At 67.6% G+C, this 17,824-nt stretch carries 14 protein-coding genes; 6 read left to right on the forward strand and 8 right to left on the reverse strand.

The window, feature by feature from the left end; genetic code table 11:
- Positions 1-36: 36 nt before the first annotated feature.
- Entirely contained in the window at positions 37-960 is a 924-nt protein-coding gene (locus tag J8F10_RS12690) for a hypothetical protein (RefSeq protein WP_210654171.1), read from the forward strand.
- Positions 961-1,038: 78 nt separating this feature from the next.
- On the opposite strand, the gene J8F10_RS12695 is transcribed toward J8F10_RS12690, so the two are convergent.
- Positions 1,039-1,458: an NUDIX hydrolase gene (locus J8F10_RS12695; RefSeq protein ID WP_210654172.1), complete on the reverse strand. Its 420-nt coding sequence runs from the start codon at positions 1,456-1,458 to the stop codon at positions 1,039-1,041.
- A 185-nt stretch (positions 1,459-1,643) separates the two neighbouring features.
- Here J8F10_RS12695 and J8F10_RS12700 point away from each other — a divergent pair, with 185 nt between their 5' ends.
- Positions 1,644-2,846 (forward strand): PP2C family protein-serine/threonine phosphatase, encoded by a 1,203-nt coding sequence (locus tag J8F10_RS12700; protein WP_246523235.1) that lies wholly within the window; start codon positions 1,644-1,646, stop codon positions 2,844-2,846.
- A 123-nt stretch (positions 2,847-2,969) separates the two neighbouring features.
- Here the strand turns inward: J8F10_RS12700 and J8F10_RS12705 are convergent, their stop codons facing one another.
- From J8F10_RS12705 to J8F10_RS12730, 6 genes are all read right to left on the reverse strand, one after another.
- The gene (locus J8F10_RS12705; protein ID WP_210654173.1) at positions 2,970-7,175 is read right to left on the reverse strand and encodes a tetratricopeptide repeat protein; all 4,206 of its coding nucleotides are present in this window, start codon (positions 7,173-7,175) and stop codon (positions 2,970-2,972) included.
- 289 nt (positions 7,176-7,464) lie between these two features.
- Positions 7,465-7,719 (reverse strand): serine protease, encoded by a 255-nt coding sequence (locus J8F10_RS12710; RefSeq protein WP_210654174.1) that lies wholly within the window; start codon positions 7,717-7,719, stop codon positions 7,465-7,467.
- Between the two features lie 123 nt (positions 7,720-7,842).
- Positions 7,843-8,538, reverse strand: coding sequence for a S1C family serine protease (locus J8F10_RS12715; protein ID WP_210654175.1), 696 nt, complete (start codon positions 8,536-8,538; stop codon positions 7,843-7,845).
- 143 nt (positions 8,539-8,681) lie between these two features.
- Positions 8,682-9,287, reverse strand: coding sequence for a S1C family serine protease (locus tag J8F10_RS39835; protein WP_210654176.1), 606 nt, complete (start codon positions 9,285-9,287; stop codon positions 8,682-8,684).
- Positions 9,288-10,497: 1,210 nt separating this feature from the next.
- Entirely contained in the window at positions 10,498-11,466 is a 969-nt protein-coding gene (locus J8F10_RS12725; RefSeq protein WP_210654177.1) for a hypothetical protein, read from the reverse strand.
- A 100-nt stretch (positions 11,467-11,566) separates the two neighbouring features.
- A complete protein-coding gene (locus J8F10_RS12730; RefSeq protein WP_210654178.1) occupies positions 11,567-12,529 on the reverse strand; it encodes an ExeA family protein in 963 nt (320 codons plus the stop codon).
- A gap of 260 nt (positions 12,530-12,789) precedes the next feature.
- On the opposite strand from J8F10_RS12730, the gene J8F10_RS12735 reads away from it, so the two are divergent.
- The 4 genes from J8F10_RS12735 to J8F10_RS12750 all read left to right on the forward strand — a co-directional run bounded on the left by J8F10_RS12735 (position 12,790) and on the right by J8F10_RS12750 (position 16,540).
- The gene (locus tag J8F10_RS12735; protein WP_210654179.1) at positions 12,790-13,596 is read left to right on the forward strand and encodes a hypothetical protein; all 807 of its coding nucleotides are present in this window, start codon (positions 12,790-12,792) and stop codon (positions 13,594-13,596) included.
- A gap of 516 nt (positions 13,597-14,112) precedes the next feature.
- Positions 14,113-15,678: a D-alanyl-D-alanine carboxypeptidase/D-alanyl-D-alanine endopeptidase gene (dacB, locus tag J8F10_RS12740; RefSeq protein ID WP_210654180.1), complete on the forward strand. Its 1,566-nt coding sequence runs from the start codon at positions 14,113-14,115 to the stop codon at positions 15,676-15,678.
- 57 nt (positions 15,679-15,735) lie between these two features.
- Positions 15,736-16,356: a zeta toxin family protein gene (locus tag J8F10_RS12745; RefSeq protein WP_210654181.1), complete on the forward strand. Its 621-nt coding sequence runs from the start codon at positions 15,736-15,738 to the stop codon at positions 16,354-16,356.
- Positions 16,325-16,540 carry a hypothetical protein gene (locus J8F10_RS12750; RefSeq protein WP_210654182.1) on the forward strand — a complete coding sequence of 72 codons (216 nt, stop codon included), beginning with the start codon at positions 16,325-16,327 and terminating at the stop codon, positions 16,538-16,540. The genes J8F10_RS12745 and J8F10_RS12750 overlap by 32 nt, the downstream gene beginning before the upstream one ends.
- A gap of 85 nt (positions 16,541-16,625) precedes the next feature.
- On the opposite strand, the gene J8F10_RS12755 is transcribed toward J8F10_RS12750, so the two are convergent.
- Complete coding sequence (locus J8F10_RS12755; protein ID WP_210654183.1) at positions 16,626-17,624, reverse strand: ribonucleotide-diphosphate reductase subunit beta; 999 nt, start codon at positions 17,622-17,624, stop codon at positions 16,626-16,628.
- Between the last annotated feature and the right edge of the window lie 200 nt (positions 17,625-17,824).

Raw genomic sequence — 17,824 nt, forward strand, 5'->3', positions numbered from 1 at the left:
TCTTTTGTTTTCCTTCTCCCTTCCGAGGCTTCTGGCGTGGATGTGATCGAATACCGCGGTTGGAAAAACAACCTGCGCCTCAGCAACGGTGACGTGGAACTCGTCGTGACGCTCGACGTCGGCCCGCGCGTGATCGCGTACCGGCTCCCGGGCGGGTTCAACGTGCTGAAGAACTACGACTCCATGATGGGCGGCACCGGCGAGGCCGAGTGGCAGATCCGCGGCGGGCACCGCTTCTGGCTCTCCCCCGAAGACCTCACGCGGACGTACTTCCCGGACAACCGACCGGTGAAGTGGGAGCAGATCGGCCCCCACGCGGCCCGCATCACCGCGCCGCCGGAAACCGAGTACGGCGTACAGAAGGTGATGGAACTCCGCCTGGGCGCGAGCGGCACCAAAGTGGACGTCACCCTGCGCGTCACGAACGTCGGAAACGCGCCGACCGAACTCGCCCCCTGGGGGCCGACCGTGATGGCGCCGGGTGGGGTGGAGATCATCCCGCTGCCGCCCAAGAAGAACCACCCGCTCCACCCGAAGAACGCCAAATCGCCGGCCGACTTCGCGCCGAACCAGGAACTGATCCTGTGGCCGTACTTCGACTTCGCCGACACGCGCTGGACGTTCGGCAAGAAGTACGCGCTCTTGCGCCAGGACGTGGACAAGGGGCCGACCAAGATCGGGCTCGCGCACCGCGAGGGCTGGGTCGCGTACCTGAACTCCGGCGCGCTGTTCGTGAAGCGGTTCGACTACCGCGAGGGGGCCGTGTACCCGGACCGCGGGACGCGGTACCAGACGTTCTCGAACGAGGACATGCTGGAAATGGAAACGGTCGGCGAACTGGTCGCGCTCGCCCCGGGCGCGTCCGCGGAACTGAAGGAGTCGTGGGAACTGCACGGCGGCGTGCCGCCCGTTAAGACCGAGGCGGACGTAGACCGGGTGATTCTGCCGCTGGTGAAGTGAGAACCACAACACCCGCTCATTTCGCGGTTCGCCTCGGCGTTTGGCGAACCGCGAAATGAGCGGGTGTGTTTTTTGCGTTTACGCGGTCGCGAGAACGGGCCGAATCGGGTGCTTCAGATGAAAGGAGAGCCGGAGCAGATCGCGCAGCCCCGGCTCCTCGATCCGGTCGAGGGCCTCGTCGAGCGTAACCCAGGCCCGCACGCGCAGGTCGCGCTCGGGCCACTCGTCGCGCGCCTCGGTGACCGTCATTCGGTAGACCAGAACGTGCAGCTCGCGCCCGAGTTTCTCGTAGGCGTAAGAACCGAGCGGCTCGGTGTCGAGCGCCCCGACGAGACCGGCTTCTTCCCACGCCTCAACGAGGGCCGCTTCGCCGGCGGTGTGGCCCGGGTCGATCTGGCCCTTCGGGACGACCCACCGGCGCCCGCTACTGGATGTGACCAAACACACGCGGCCGTCGCGCACCGGGATCGCCGCGGCCTGTCGCACCCAGATCGGCATCGGCTTCACTCCAGCGGGGTCGGTCTGCTGCGTATCTTGTCGTATCGGCGCGGGAGTTCAAGCTTCTTTGGGCGCATTCACGGGATTCACATCGACACGGCCCGCGGCGCCTATAATTTCCCCTCAAATCGCGCCGATCGGATTTCGCGGTTCCCAGCGCGTGGTTTTACAGGTGAACTCGTTTCATGCGGCAACAATCGTTGAGTGTGCGCCAGGTCATGCAGGCCGAACCGGTGACGGTCCCGAGCACGTGCCCGATGCGGGACGTGATGGGGGAGATGAACCGGCGCCGGATCGGCGCGGTGATCGTGGTGAACGGCGCGAACACGCTGATCGGCATTTTCACCGAGCGCGACCTGCTGCGCCGGGTCGCGGACGCGGACCCGGGGTGGCGCGACGCGCCCGTGGCCGAGTGGATGACGCCGGACCCGTTCACCATCGCGCCCGATGTGGGGTGGGACGAGGCCGTTTCGATGATGGACCGGCACCGCGTGCGGCACCTGCCCGTGGTCGACGCCGACCGGCGCGTGCTCGGGATCGTGTCCACGCGGATGCTGATGCTCCGGCGCGCCGACGACCTGAACCGCCTCGTCGAGAACCGCACGCGCGAGCTCAAGCACGCGCTCGACGAGATCATGTCGCGGGACGCCGAGTTGCGGTACAACCTGAGCGCCGCGGGACGGTTCCAGACCCGGCTGCTGCTCCCGCACGCGCCCCCGGACTGGCCGGAACTGCGGTGGGGCGTTCACTATGCCCCGCTCGACCACCTCGGTGGCGATTACTACGACGTCGCGCAACCGGGGCCGGACCACCTGGGGTTCCTCATCGCCGACGCGAGCGGGCACAGCATCGCCGCGGCGATGGTCGCGATCCTGTCGCGGACCGCGTTCGCGGACGTGTCGGGCGCCACGATCTCGCCCGGGGCCGTCCTCTCGGAGATGAACGCGCGGCTGCAGGGGCTCGCCGACGAGCGCTTCGTGACCGCGTTCTACGGCGTCCTCGACCGGCGCACCCGGGTGCTGACCTACGCGAACGCCGGGCACCCGTACCCGCTGCGGTTCGTCGCGCGCACCGGCGCGGTGCAGGCGCTCTCGGTCACGGGGTTCATGCTGGGCATCGTCCCGGACGAGCAGTACCGCGAGAAAACGGTCCAGCTCGAACCGGGCGACCGGCTCTGCTTCTACACGGACGGGTTGGTGGAGGCGCGCAACGAGATGGGCGAGGGCTACGGCACCGACCGGCTCGAGCGCGCGTTCGCGCAGCACGGGGCCTGCACCGCCGACGAACTCACGGCGCGCCTGCTCGCGGACCAGCGCGCGTTCCGGGGCGACCAGAAGCTCAGCGACGACGTGACGCTGGTCGTGGGGGAAGTGTCGCGCGAAGAGTGAGTGGGACAAAAAGAGCCGCGGATGACGCGGATAACGCAGATCAGAACCAGATAAGATTCAATTTCTGGTCTTAATCTGCGTTATCCGCGTCATCCGCGGCTCCGATTTCTTGCTACTTACTTCCTACTTCACTTTTGCCGCGTCGAGCACCTTGAACATCGGCGCGTCCGCCGGGTGAACGCCGCGCGCGTCGATCCCGCGGCGCTTCGCCTCCTGGAAGGCCTTGTTCGCCTCCTCGGTGCTCTGCGGCGACTGGCTCATTCGCAGGAGCGCGACGTGGAACCACCGCAGCGCGGTCGGGTCCTGGCTGATCGCTTCCGCCAGGTCGCGCTGGGCCGCGGCGAACTGCCGGAGCGTGATCTGGACCCGGGCGCGGGTGTCGAGCAGGTCGCCCGTGAGCCCGCTCTCGCGGGTGGCGCGGGCCACCAGTTCCAGCGCTTTCTCGGCCGTCGCGGGGTCCGCGGCGAGCAGCCACGCGAGGTTGTTGAGCGCGATCACGTTGCGCGGTTCCTTCGCGATCACCTTCTCGAAACCCTCAATGGCGCCCTTCGTGTCGCGCCGGATCGCGAGGAACTCCGACCGGTTCAGCAGGAGCGGGACGGAGTCCGGCTCCTCCACCAAACAGTCGTCGAACCACTTCCGCACGAGTTCGCCCTGCCGGTCCGTGACCGGCCCGCCGCGCACGATCGCCAGCCCCGCGCTCGCCCGCAGGCGCGCCGGCAAGTAGCGCCCGAACCGCTCGACGCGGTCGAAGGCGTCCGCCGCGCGCCCGTCGGCGGCCAGTACGCCGGCCGCGCCGACGATCGCCTCGGGGCGATTCGGCACGACGGCCGTGTACCGCTCGACGGCCGCGTCCGTCATCCGGCGGGCGACCGGGGTCCCGCGCACGTTGGGCATCCGGCTCAGTTCGTCGAGCAACTCGGCGACGCGCGCGGAGCGCACGAGGTAGTCGCCCGTTCCCGAATCGGCGACCCGGGCGTAGTCCTCGGCGACCGCGAGCCCGCGCTCCGGGCGCCCGGCCCGGCACTCGAACCGCGCGACGCTCGCCAGCGCGCCGAAGTCGCCCCCGTGCGAGGCCGTCAGTTTGCCCGCGAACGTGGCCGCCGCCGCGAAGTTCCCGTCCTCGACCAGTTCGTCGAGCGCGGCGCGGAGGTAGAACGAGTACGACGGGTCCTTCGGGTCGTTGAGCAACTGCTGGAGGCACTGGCGGCTCTTGGTGCGCTCGTTGATCGCCCGGTACAGTTGCGACATCGCGAACAGGTAGCTCGGCGCGTTCGTCACCTTGTGCGCGGCGGCCAGGGACGCGATGGCGCTGTTCAGCACGTCGCGCCGGTCCGGGCCTTCCAGGTAGCGGCCCAGGGTCGTGAGCACGCTCGCGGTGGCCCGCAGCTCTTCCGGGGTGGCCTTCTCGGTCGTGGTCACGTTTTTCAGCAGCGCCATCGCCCGCGTGCGGTCGTCGGCGGTCCCGCCGACCGCGTAGATCATCGCGAGGTTGCGCCGCGCCCAGTCCGCGTCCGTCGCGCTGAGGTCTTTGTGCGCGAGAAGGGCTTCGAGGATCTTGGCGCCCTCGGCGGGCTGCGACTTGCAGAGCTTCACCGACAGCCGCGCTTGCGCGAGCACGCGCTTGTCGGCGGGGTCGGCCACGTCCGGTACGAACGTGCTGCCGGCGGCGGTGTCGCAGTACACGGCCAGGAGCGCGAAGTACGCCGGTACGGGGAGCTTGGCCCGGGCCGCGGCGAGCACTTCCGGCCCGGCCGCGGGGTTCGACGCCGACACGAAGAGCGCCTTGCGGAGCCAGTCGTCGGAGGTCGCGCGGGGCTGGTTGGCGGCCTCGTCGAGCAGGACCGCGGCCTCCGGGTGCCGGAGGGCGACGGCGCACTCCGCGGCCCACGCGGGACCGCCGGCGTCACGCGCCACGAGAGAGCGGCACCGCGTGAGGACCGCGGTCGCCGCACCGGGGGGCAGCGCGGGGAGCACGTGCCCGACCATTCGGCGGAACGGCTCGCCGGCCCAGCGCGGGTCGTTGGCCAGGCGCGTGAGGAACTGCGTCGTGCGGTCGGTCGCTCCCGACTGCCCCAGGTGGGCGAGCAGCGCTTCGGCCGACTCGTACCGGGTCGGCTCCAGCACGAACGCGCGCTCGATCAGCGCGCTCGCGCCGTCCGCGTCGCCGGTGAGTTGCTTCAGGCGCGCGAGTGCGAGGCACGCATCCGCACGTGTGGGGCTCGCGCCGAACGCGAGGAGCAGCCGGTTCGTGACCGGGGCCGCCGTTTCGGGCGTGGCCGTGCGCGCGTCGCACAGGGCGACGGACGGGCCGGTCTCGCCCTCGAGCTTCGCGAGCGCGCTCCGCGCGGCCGCGCTCCCCTCGCTGGCCCCGGAGCGCTCGTGGAGCTTCAACCACATCGCGGAGTTCGCCGGCTGCCGGGAGATGATGCCGCGGAGCGCGCGGACCACGCTCGCGTTGTCGCCCAGCCGGTCGTACACTTCGATCAGGCCCGAGAGCAGGCGGATCTGCTCGTTCTCCGGCCAGCTCTCGATGTGATCGTCGAGCGGGTCGAGGGACCGCACGTGGCCCGGTTCGCGGGCGTACAGGGCCGCGCGTGCGAGCCGCACGTCGACACAGTCCCCGGCCGAGGCCTGGGCCTCGTCGAGCGCGGCCAGCCCCGCGGCGCACCCGTTCAGGTCGGCCGTCATGAGCGCGAGCGCGGACCACAGGCGCGCGTCCCCGGCCCGGCGCACCGCTTCCTGGCGCAGGAGCCGCACCGCGTCCCCGAGCCGGCCCTGGGCGGCGAGCACCTCGGCAACGAGGACCACCGGTTCGGACGACCCGCGGGCGAACCGCGGCGCGAACTGCCGGGCGAGCGCGTCTTCCAGCCGGTGCCACCCCTCCGCCGCGTTCGGGGCGAGGAGCCGGGCCTTGAGCCGCGCCCACTGCGAGACGACCGCGCCCGTCGCGTAGGGCGACTGGAGCGCGCTGTCGAACTCGCGGGCGGCGGCCTCGAACTTGCCGAGGTTCAGGTACAGGTTCCCCAGCCCGACGCGGGCCGTCACGTTCTTCGGGTCGCCGTTCGTGGCGCGCTGGTAGGCCTTTTCCTCCGCGGCCGGGTCGCCGAGCTTGCCGAAGCACGTCGCGAGGAGCAGGTTGAGCTGGATGTCCAGCCCCGGGAGCCCGACGATCTCGGACCGCAGCCCCTCGATCATCGTGACCGCCTGCTGCCACTGCTGCTCGCGCATCGCGATGCGGGCCTTCAGGTACTTCACCTGGGTGCCCGGGGCCTTGCGCGTTTCGAGCCGGCGCAGGAGCTCGGCGGTGCGGACCGTGTCGCCCTGATGAACCAGCAGGTCCGCGAGCGGGACCATCAGGTCGAAGCCGTTGGGCGTGGCCTTCAGTCCGTCTTCGAGGACCGCGATCGACGCGGCGGTGTTCCCGCGGATCAGTTCCAACCACGACAGCCCGCGGACGAGTTTCAGGTTCTTCGGGTACAGGGTGACCGCGTCGCGGAGCAGCGCGTGGGCCGCCGGGACGTTGCGGTTGCGCTGCATGATTTCGGCCAACAGGAGCGCCGCTTCCGCGTGTTCTGGGTCGAGTTCGAGGACGCGCTGGAGGTCCGCGGCCGCGCGCTTGTACGGGCTGCCGCCGATCGCCTGGCCCGGGTCCTCGGCGGTGAACGTCTCGAACCGCGCGCGGATCAGGAACGCTTCGGGCTCCTGCGGGAGCGCCTTCACCATGCGGTCGAGCACCTCGCGCGCCCCCGGCCCGTCTTCCAGGTTCTTCCAGACGAGCTGCGCGAGCTGCTGGTAGCCGATGATTTCGTCCGGGGCGCACCGCACGGCGGCCTCGTAGGACTTGCGCGCGGCGGCGTTCTGGTTCATCCCGGCGTGCGCCTCGGCGATCTCGTGCCACAGCGCCGATTCGGTCGGGAACTGTTTCAGCAGCTCCTCCCCGTGGGTCACGGCGTCGGCGTACTTCCCGAGCTTCAGCGCGACGGTGAGCGCCTTGCGCCGGGTGTCGTGCCGGTCCGGTTCGAGGCGGAGGATCTTGTCGTACAGGAAGAGCAGTTGGGTGCGCCCGTTCTGGGTCTCGGGGCGCTTCGCGAGCAGGTCCGCGAGCTGCACCTGGGCGCCCACGTCCTCGGGGTGGAACTCGAGGTACTGGCGCAGGTAGTGGACCGCCATGTCCGACTTGCCCGCGTCGGCGGCGCGCTCGGACTGTTGCCGGAGCGCGGCCGGGATGCGCTGCGCCTGGATCTCGTGTGCCCCGAGCAGTACGCCGGCGCCCGCGAGGAGAACGAGGACGAGTCTGAGGAGGAAGCGCTTGTTGATCGTCGGCATGTATCCGCGTCCGTGCGACCGCCGCGGTCGTGTCGGATCGCCCGAATCGGACAAGCGAGCGCGGCAGACCGGGAATGGTAAGCGGTCCCGCGAACCGGATTCAACCCCAACGGCGCCGGCGGAAATTGTTTCTGCCCGCAACGCACTCGCTCGTTGACACGCGCGGTTCGCCCGAGTCTCTTGGCGAACCGCGCGTGTCAACGAGCGAGTGGTATTTCGAGGCACGAAAACGAGTTGCGGGGTACAAAAACAGAACCGCCGCACGATTTTCGTGCGGCGGTCCGTTGGTTCAGAGGCGCTTCGCGGGCTCAGTTGCCCGACTTGCGCGCGCGGGGGGCGACCGGCAGCGCGGGGTGCTGGCGCTGACCGGCGCAAATTTGCCGGACTTGAATTGCGGGAGCAGCGGCCGAATCACTTCGCTCGGAAGAATCCACGTTTCCACGCGCCCGGCCCGGGCGATGTTGATCCCGAGCACGTTGCCCTCGAGGTCGACCACGGGGCCGCCACAATCCTTCGCGTCCACGACCAGGTCGCTCTGGAGCACCTTTCGAACCCGGTCCGCGCCCGGACAGCGTGCTGCCCATCGAGTTCTGCACGTCGCCGCGGTCCTTCGGCGCGCTGCCGAGGGTCACCTTGAAGTCCTTCGTCTCGCCCTTGCGCTTGGCCTTCACGTTGATGATGTCGCTTCGCGGAGCGTGTCCAGGAAGTCGCGGAGCGAGGTCTGCCCGATGATCTTCTTGCCGTTCATCTCGACAATCACGTCATCGGACTTCAGGCCGGCTTTATCGGCCGCGCCGCCGGGGCTCAGTTCGGCGATCTTGGCGCCGAGCAGCTTCCCTTCGTCGTCCTTCTCGTCGGCCGGGTAGATGCCCAGGTACCCGCGGTTCGGGTTGACGATCGCCGTGTCGCGCCCGGTCAGGTTGCGCGTCATCACGCTGACGATGCCCACCGAGATCGGGTCGCTCGTGGGGCCGGACGCGGCCACCCAGTTCCCGGCGGGGACCTTCTCGGTGTCCGCGAACGTGACGGCCTTCAGGCCCTTCACGTCCACTTTCAGCAGCGCGAGGTCCGTGGCGTTGTGCGAGGCGACGGTGGTCGCTTCGTACTCGCTGCCGTCGGGCAGCCGGACCCAGACCGTGCCCCGGAGCTCGCTCGCCTTCGTGAGAATGTACCCGGCCTCGTCCACAACGGTGCCGAGGATCGTGTCCTTGTCGTCGCACTTGATCCGGACGGTCGATTCGTTCGCCTTCGCCACGACCGGCTTGAACGGCGCGAGCAGCTTGGCATCCTTTCCGATCTGGGCGAGGGCCGGGGAACCAGCAACAGCCAGCACCACGGCGGTGGTAATCAGACGCGCGATCATCGGTCGTAACTCCGCTAGGTAGGTGAGAAAGAAACTGGTTGGGAACGTGCACGGGTTCGGAACCCGTTGGGAGGAAAGGACGATTTCGGGCGCGTGTGCCTCGGACCCCGCCCCGCGCCTGGTGGCGCGGGAACCGGGGAGCCTTACGCCCGCTTACTCAGGGTGACGGGCAGAGCCAGAACCGCGGCCCCGCGCCGCACGGTGATCCGCACCTTGTCGCCCGGCTTCGCGGACTCCATCAGCTTGCGGAACGCCTTAACGGTCTTTACGGGCGTGTCGTTGAACTTGGTGATCGTGTCGCCGATCTTCAGCCCGCCCTTACCGGCCGGGCCGTCGTCCTCGACCTCTTTCAACCAGGCGTCGTCCTCTTCGTCGTCCGAGAACACGACGCCGATGTACGCCCCGCCGCCCTTGGTCGCGCTCGCTGGTTTGTCCACCCACTCGCCGGCGACGAGCTTGTCCCAGTCGTTCTTGAACTGGTCGGCCTGCACGTGGATGTTCTGCGAGATCGGGAGCCCGATGCGGCTGTGGATGCCGACCACGTTGCCGTTCAGGTCGAACAGCGGGCCGCCGGAGTCGCCGCCGACCAGCGTGCAGTTGGTGCGCAGGACGCTCTTCGTGCTCCCCTCGATGCGCCCCAAGCGGGCGACCGGCGGGCGGCCGTCGCGCGGGCCGTTCGGGTGCCCGAGGGAGACGACCCACTGGCCCTTTGTAACGTGCCGGACTTCGCGACCGGCAGGAACGGCCACTTACCGTCCTTCGGCCACGTGCCCTTCTTCGATTTTTGCCGGTGATCTGCACCATGCCGCTGTCCATGCCCTCGTTGATCCCGAGGGTCTTGGCCTCCACGGTGTCGCCGTCGGGCAACCGGATGGTACACTCCTTGCCCGCGACGAACGGCAGCGCCCGGCCCTCGAGCGAGCCCTTCTTCGGGAGCTCGTAATCGCGGATCACGCGCCGCGGTGAGGATGAGCCCGTCCTCGCTCACGATGACGCCGCTCCCGGCTCGCGCCGTAGAGCACGGCGACGGTCGCGGGCGAGCACTTGTCGACCACGTCCTTCACGGTGGCCTGGAGCAATTTCAGCTCCGTGAGGTCTTCCGGTTGGGTCGTGCGCCGGGTCCCACTTCGGGGCGGGGTCGGCGGCGGGCGCGGTGGCGGCAAAGGCGGCAGCGATCAGAAGACCAAAACAGGCGGCCAGACGGGCCGACCGTGGCACTTTCATGGTGTGACTCCAGCGGAGCGAGCGTGTGGTTCCCATGAAGAGTATCGGAGGTAAATTGGGGATTCACCACCGTTACCCGTTTTCTCCACTTTCTCTCATCTGCTCGGACCGTGCAAGGGGTTGGTGGTATTGTTCGCTCCCAAAGTGACCATTTGGAAGGGCAATTGGTGGGTATCGGTGGGGAAAGATTGCGCATCACTGATCTCGAAATAGCCGCGCTGGTGGGCGAACGCGCGAACACCGGATCGTGAGGAATCCGGTCTCGAAACGAAACGGGCGTCGCGTGCCGCCGGCCCAATGTGACTCGTCGCCGGCTTGGGGCAGAACCCCACTCGTACTCGAACACTAGCACAGGTGCGGGACATTGCTTTTGATAACGGACCGATCCGATTCGATTCAGGCCCCGCTTCTCAAAACCCTAAACCGACCTGTCCCCGGGGTCGCGCCACTCGTTTTGGACACGCACCGACAAGACCGGATGCAATCCCCGTACCTTCCGTAGCGGCTAATCGAAGTGTGGTGTTACAAGTAATTACCGCCCGCACCACCATTACTTACGTTGACCCCCTCATGTTTTGTCTGCTGTCCGTGGCACGCGCCACGAACAGCAGACAAAAACCCCGACTCATCGAACATTGAAGCACTACAAGCACCGCGGTCGTGAAGTCGAAGACGCCCATTTGAGCGTCTTCGACTTCACGACCCGCGGTGCTTGTGCTGCTTCAATGCGACGGGCTAGGCCCGTGTGGTCACGTACCCGCGGAGCGAACCACCCAATTGCTTCACCCACGTCTTCAGCCCGGCGAACTCGGGGCGCTCCGTATCCGGCTCCCGGGTGACGAGGTACACCGCGTCCGCGGCCGAACAGGTCGCGTCGCGCTCCGGCACCACGCCCCACACGCCCGCATCAATGAGCACCCAGTCGAACCACTGGCGCAACTGCGCGACCAGCTTCGGCAAGTCGTGCCCCATCGCACCGGCGGTGCTGTCTTGGGCCGCGCCCGCGGCGAGCGCCTGGAGGCTCGGGAGCGGGGTGGGCTGGAGCGCCCACGGGAGCGGGAGGTGCTGGCCGAGGACTTCCGCGAGGCCGGGGCTGGGCCGCAGCGCGAGGCTGTTGGCGATCCCCGGGCGCGTGAAGTTCGCGTCGGCGACCAGCACGCGCTGGCCGTCGCGTGCGAGCGTCAGCGCGAGGTTGAGCAGCACCGTGGTGGTGCCCGCCTGCGGGGTCGCGGCCGTGAACATCAGCGCCCGAGAGGTCGCGCCCGGTAGCTGCTTCGTGACCTCGTCGCGCAGCGTGCGGTACTCGGCGCTCACCGCGTGATCGGGGAAGTGCAGCGCGACGAGCCCCGCGTCGGGGCCGCCCGTGCGCCCGGTGACGCGCGGCGCGGTGTCGTGGAACCGCACCGACAGGAAGGACGCGGCCGACGTTTCAACGACCGGCGCCGGGATCGGAGCGGGCGCCGGGGGAATCGGTGCCGGGATCGGAGCGGGCGTCGCGATGCGCGGGAACGAGCGCACGGCTTCCGGCCGCTTCACTTCCGGCTTCGGCGCGCCTGAAAACACGGGACCGCCCGGACCGCCGATCTCGACGAACGGCGCGTCCTCGGCGCCGACCACGAACAGTTCGTCGTCCATGTGCGGTTCCTCGCTCGCGATCGAGCGAGCCAGATTCGATCCGGTCAGCGCGCTAAACACCCGGCTCATTCCGTGCCCCTGTTAGCCAACTCGAGCGGTCACGTTTCTTTACGCAGCGGGCACTACTCCCGCGTGCGAACTGACGGACATCGAACCCTCAGCCCCGGCGTCACGCCGGGCGCTTCCGAACCGCCTTGACCTTCGGTCCGCGGGCGGCGCCGCGCTCGCCGGAGGCCGGTTTCCGCTTCGTGCGGCGCTCGGGCTCCGTTTCGCGCCCCGGGTGCGGGAGCAGCACCGCGTCACCGGTCCCGTCCTCGTCCGGAGGGGCGATCCCGAGGCGCTCGAGCGCCTCGAGCGCGGCCTCGACGTCCACGACCTCGGCCCCGGCTTCCGCGGCCAACTCGAACGCCAGCGCTGCGGCGCGGTTCAGCACCCGCGGCAGCCCGCCGCACGCGGAAGCGATCAGGGCCGTTGCGCCCTCGTCGAGCACCTTCAGCGGTTCGCCGCCCGCCGCTCGCACCTGGTGGTGCAGGTACGCCGGCGCTTCTTCGGCCGAAAGGGGCGCGAGCAGGCACCGGACCGCGATCCGGTCCGCGAACGGGGCGTGTGCCGACCCGCGCAGTGCGGCCCGCAGCACGGGTTGCGCGACCAGCACCACGAACGCGACGGCGCCGGTCCGCGACTCCAGGTTGCCGAGCAACCGCAGTTCTTCGAGCGCGGACGGGCTCAGGTGCTGGGCCTCATCGATCACGATGACGGTGGGGAACCCGCTGGCCGCGGCGTCGAGCAGGTGGCCCGTGACCGCGAGCCGGAGTTCCTGTGTGCTTAACCCCTGATAGGGTTTGCCGAGGTCGAACAGGATCGCTTGAAGCAGGTCGGCCGGGGTCTCGGCGCGGGCGTTCGGGAGGAGCACGCGCGGCACGTCCGGGAGCAGGTCGTCGAGCCACTTGCGGGCCACGAGCGACTTGCCCACACCAGAGGGGCCGTCGATGAGAACGACCGGGTCGCGTCGGGCGAACGCGGCCACCAGCGCGGCCAGTGCCGCCGCGTGCGAGGGCGCGGGGTAGTACGCCGCGGCGTCTACGGCCGGGCGGAACGGCGGGCGGTCCATGCCGAAGTGCGACCAATCCACGACCGCTTCTCCATCTTGGTGTTTCGCGCTCGGCAGGGGGGCGAACTGTTTCCCTGTTGGTGCGTAATCGGCCATTGTGAAGGTGCGACTTGACCCCATCCGCACAAGGCCGCGAGTCAAGGCCCCGCGCCGGTTTTTCTCCCCGATTTTTCCGATTTAAACGGCACACGATTTCGTACTTGCACACCCGGTCGTGACCGGTATATCTTCCCAACTCACAGGTCACCGCACAGCGCACACGCTGCAAGGAGTGCAGAGGCATGAGCAGGACGCTCACCCTGATCCAAACCGGTTGGGAATCGATCCGCGCGATCGCCGAGAACGGGCGCAAGGCGGACGCACTGGCCCAACTGGAGCTGCTACTCGCGCGGCCCGATGTGCCCGCGGACATCGCGACCGAGGGCCACCAACTGGCCGGCACCATCGCCCTCGACCTGGGGCGCTTTGCCACCGCCCGCCGGCACCTGAAGGCCGCGGCCGGGTTCGATGTGACGGAGGCCCGCACGCGCTACCTGGCAGGGCGGGCGTGGGAAGAAGATCCGGAGGGGTGCGATCGCAAGGCCGCGGTCGCGTTCCGCAAGGCGACGCTGCTCGACGGCACCAACCTGCTCTACCGCGCCGCGTTCGGTCGGGCCGCGGCCCGCTGCGGTCAAGTGCGGCGCGGCGTTTGCGAGATGCTGGCAGCGGCCGAACAAGCCCCCGGCGATGTGACCGTCATCCGCGTCGCTGTGGGCGGACTGTTGGAGATGGGCAAACTGGGTAAAGCACGCGGCATACTGGCGAAGGCCATGTTCCTCCGCCCCGGACACCGCGAACTCACGAACACCTGGGAGCGCACCAAGTTCGAGACCGCGCGACTCACGCAGCGCCGAACGGCCAAGACGCGCGAAAACACACGGTATGCGCAGGACGCGCAATTCGCCAGGGACGGCGACCGTGTGCTCCTCCCGTTCGTGCGCATCGCGGACGGCACGGGCACCGCGAGCGGCGCATCCGTCCGAACGGACACGGTCTCGTTCCCGCGCCCGCACTTCGACCGGCTCCGCATCAGCAAACTGGACCGCTAAAGATTCGAGAACACACGGACCAGGCGGCTGGCACGGAAGCCACGGCCGCGACTACGCCCGGGCGCAGGACGCGCTCGGGCGTGGTCATTTCGTGTTCCGCAGTTTCAAACTGACGACCCGGCACAAGTAAGCAGAACGCTCACCGGGTGAGCACTCGCTTGGGTCGGTGATGAGCCCCCAGGATATCGACGAGTAGCACCAAACACCCGCCCCGTGTCCTTGTCAGGATCAGGCCCACGGCCGCTCACAGTGGCGCAACACACCGTCGGTCGTCGAGGTGCGCGGGCGCACTCGCCCTAACCGCTTCCAGTACAGATCTCGGATCGGCACCGGTTCCCGCTCACGCGCGATCGCGCCGCCCGATTGCTTTCCCCCCTCCAGATTGAATCCGACCGCGTCACGCTGGGGCCACAATCCAAAGTTAACGCACTGCGCGTAGCGCGCGCTCGCACACGTGGTGCGGGGCGGGTACCATGATCTTCACATCACGTTCCCCAATCCGGAAAGGCGGTCGCCGTGGTTCGTGCCCGTTCCCCGCTCGCGCTCGCGTTGCTCGTAATCGCCTGGATCGTTCCCGCCGCGGCCGCACCTCCCGCCGCACTGACAGAGAAACTCGAAGCCGTCATCGAAGGCCCCGACTACAAGCACGCCTCCTGGGGCATTCTGGTCACAGACGCAAAAACGGGAGCCACTGTCTATTCGCGCAACCCCGATGCGACGCTCGCCCCCGCGTCGGTTACGAAGCTCTTTTCGAGCGCCGCTGCCCTCGTCGCGCTCGGACCGGATCACACGCAGGAAACGTGCGTGTACCAGCGCGGTCTTGTGCTCAAGGGCACGCTCCGCGGTGACTTGGTCGTGGTCGCGTCCGGGGATCTCATGCTCGGCGGGCGCACCGCGAAAGACGGGAAGATCGTTTTCAAGGACAAGGACCACACCTACGCGAACGGCGGGTTCGGCGACTGCGAGGTGACCGATACGGACCCGCTCGCGGGGCTGAACGACCTCGCGAAGCAAGTGAAGGCCGCGGGCATCACGCAGATCGACGGCGAAGTGCTCATTGATGACCGGCTGTTCGCCCGCGCCCGCGGTACCGGGAGCGGCCCGGACTCGGTGTCCCCGATCGTCGTGAACGATAACGCCATCGATGTGATCGTCACCCCGGGCGATAAGGAGGGCGCTCCCGCGAAGGTGGTAATGCGGCCGGAAACGGCCTTCTACACACTCGACGCGAGCGTCGGAACGGGTTCCGAGAAGTCGTCAGCGAATCTCCACGTACTCGCCGTCGGTCCAACACAGTTTGCCGTTCGCGGAAAAGTGCCACTGGGCAGCAAGCCGCACGTGCGCATCTACAACGTGGACGAACCGGCCCTCTTCGCCCGCGCGCTCTTCATCGAAGCACTCCGGCGCAACGGGGTGCAAGCGCAGTGCGCGGTGCTCCGCCCCTCCCCCAGCCCCCTGCCCTCAAAGAACGACTACGAGAAGCTCCCGAAGCTCGCGACGCTCGCCTCGGCGCCGCTCAAGGACACGATCCGCGTAACGCTGAAAGTGAGTCACAATCTGTACGCGAGCGCGCTGCCGGCGCTCGTGGCCGCGTCGAAGGGGCAATCCACGGTCGAATCGGGCCTCAGGGAGCAGGGTAAAATCCTGAAGGAACTGGGCGTGGACACGAACGCGGTCTCGTTCGGTAGCGGCGCGGGTGGATCACCGGCGGACCACGCGAGTGCCCGAGCGACGGTGCAAGTCATTCAGGGCATGGCGAAGCGCCCGGAGTGGGACGCATACAAGGCCGCGCTGCCAATTCTCGGCGTGGACGGCACGCTCAGTGAATCGGTGAAGGAAGACAGCCCGGCGCGCGGAAAGGCGTTCGCGAAAACCGGCACGCTCATCTGGTACGACAACGCGAACGAGCGGTTCATTCTTAAAAGCAAAGCGCTGGCCGGCACGATGACCACCAAGAACGGAACCGAACTCTACTTCTGCATCATCGTAAACAACGTGCCGCTCCCGGAAGGCGTAACCTCCGCCCGCGAGGGAAAGGCCCTCGGCAAACTGTGCGAAGTGCTCTACGAACACGCGCCGTAATCCGGTGAAGCGCTTCGGTTCACTGTTGGCTGCTTTCGCACAGCAAAGGAGTCGCCCGTGGCTACACCTTCAACCCCGCGCCCGCAAGTTGCTGTTCTCGCGGGCATTAATGGCGCCGGGAAGACGACGGCGTCTCAGCATATTTTGCGCGACGCCATGCGCATCCCTTCGTTCACGAACGCGGACACGATTGCCCGCGGACTGAACGCTTTCGACGTGGAATCAGTCGCGGCGAAGGCCGGGCGGGTGATGCTCGACCACCTTCACGGACTCGCTGCCGTGCGCCAAAGTTTCGCGTTCGAGACGACGCTATCGGGCCGCGCCTACGCGCGGTGGCTCGGCGAACTGGCCCGCGATGGATACGCGATCCACCTGCTTTACTACTGGCTCGATAGTCCGGAACTGGCTATTGGTCGGGTCGCTGAACGAGTGCGCGCGGGTGGGCATCACGTCCCCGACGACACCGTCCGAAGACGGTACGTCCGCAGCGTGCGCAACTTTCTGGAACTCTATCGGCCTGTGGTAACGACGTGGCAGGTGTATGATAACACTCACAACGTCCGGCGCCTGATCGCCTTCAACAACAGCTTTTTCGACACGATTCTCGATCCGGACCGGTGGGGCCAATTTAACAGGAGTGCGGACGATGGCGGAGCAAACAACCCTTCCGACGGCTGACCTGATTGACCTCGCCGCGATCGACCGGGCACACGCCGCGGCCAACAAGGAAGCGCTCCTCGAACACGCTCGGTTGGGGCGCCCGGTGTGTGAATCGCGTGACGGTAAAGTCGTGTGGCTGACGCCGGCGGAGATCTTCGCGCGGTATGGACTTGATGAATTCGGTCGAGAAAAAGCAGCGTGAAAATTCCCCAGGGTGCGCTCGCGTTGCGATCGACCCTGGGCTGCGATGTGCAACCCCTTCGGGGTACAGTACCGCATTCAAACGCTCAGAAATCTTCGCCGAACGCCACCGCTCCGGTGACGCCGTGTTGGTACGCCGACACGCGGCGCTCGAAGAAGTTGGTCAGCTCCTGGACGTCTTGCAAGTCCATGAAATCAAACGGGTTCTTCGCACCGAACACCGGTGCGACGCCGAGCGCGGTCAGGCGCTGGTCGGCAACGTATTCCAGGTAGCACCGGAGGTCGTTGAGCGACAGCCCGGCGACGCCCATCCCCAGAACGTCCCGGGCGAACGTCGTTTCGCACTCGACGGCCTCTCGCAGCATCGCGACGATTTGCGATTCAAGTTCCGCGTCGAACAGGCCCGGTTCTTCGCGGCGCACGGTGTCGATCACCCGGAACGCGAACGCCATGTGCGCGCTCTCGTCGCGGAACACCCAGTTCGTGCCGGTCGCCAAGCCGTGCAACAACCCCTTCGACCGCAGAAAGTACACGTAGGCGAACGCGGCAAAGAAGAACAAGCCCTCAATGCACGCCGCGAAGCAGATCAGGTTCAGCAGGAACGCCCGGCGGTCGGCCCGCGTGCGGAGTTGGTCCAGGCCCTCGACCGAATCGATCCATTTGAAGCAGAAGTCGGCTTTGAGCTTGATCGACGGGATGGTGTCCACCGCGGCGAACGCGGCCTCCCGCTCGGCCATGTCTGGCAGGTAGTTATCGAGCAGCGTGAGGTAGAACTGGACGTGCAGCGCCTCCTCATAGAGTTGCCGCGACAAGTACATGCGCGCCTCCGGCGCGTTCAGGTGCTTGTAGAGATTCAGCACGAGGTTGTTGCCGACGATCGAGTCGCCGGTGGCGAAGAACGCGACCAGTCGGTGAATCAAGTGACGCTCGGCCGGGGTCACGCGCGACCGCAGGTCGGTGAGGTCGGTGGAGAAATCCACTTCGTCCACCGTCCAGGTGTTCTTGATCGCGTCCTTGTACATCTCGAAGTAATGCGGGTACCGCATCGGCCGCAGGGTCAGACTCATGCCGGGATCGAGGAGCATCGAAAATCTCCGTGAATCACTGTATTTTTTTGAGAGTGAGTAGGGATGAACGAGCCGCGAGCGGTTCTTGGAGCATTCGAGTGTGGTCCGCTCGCTCCGCGAGCGGTTCTTGGCTCTCAGGAAGTCGGGCGCCGCACTTGGTCTGCGAATGCCAACCGCTCGCGGAGCGAGCGGACCACACTCGAAAACTCCAAGGACCG

It is taken from the genome of Gemmata palustris, assembly GCF_017939745.1.
In the GTDB taxonomy this organism is placed as follows: Bacteria; Planctomycetota; Planctomycetia; order Gemmatales; family Gemmataceae; genus Gemmata; species Gemmata palustris.